Origin of the sequence: Aequorivita soesokkakensis (assembly GCF_001641085.1) — a bacterium.
Classification (GTDB): domain Bacteria; phylum Bacteroidota; class Bacteroidia; order Flavobacteriales; family Flavobacteriaceae; genus Aequorivita; species Aequorivita soesokkakensis.
In genome coordinates this window covers 1-275 of sequence record NZ_LXIE01000019.1, presented here as the reverse complement: position 1 = coordinate 275, position 275 = coordinate 1, and the positions used below count along the sequence as shown (strand labels likewise).

The 275-nt window shown below is 54.9% G+C and carries 1 protein-coding gene; it reads left to right on the top strand.

Features of this window, described 5'->3' with window-relative positions; all coding sequences use genetic code 11:
• The coding region (locus A7A78_RS15115) for a hypothetical protein (RefSeq protein WP_165593555.1) at positions 1-275 on the top strand (275 nt) is incomplete at both ends.

The window sequence follows — 275 nt, the reverse complement described above, 5'->3', positions numbered from 1 at the left end:
ACCCCCGAGATGCTGGCTGGGCAGGCCGGTGTTGCGACTACCTATTGGGTTGTTTTTACCGTGAATGTTACCGCTGGCAATGGATTTATCAGTTCTACCACTGCAACCATTGAGGGCTTCGACGCTTATTTTTCACCGGATGCGGGCGTTACCTGGCTGATCATCGCGGGCAACGACATTGTTTACAACTTCGAGGGCGACTGCGCACCGATTGGTGGAGGCGGGGGAAGCCCTTGCAGCCAGGACAACCCTGAGAATGCTTTTGAGAACGGGTA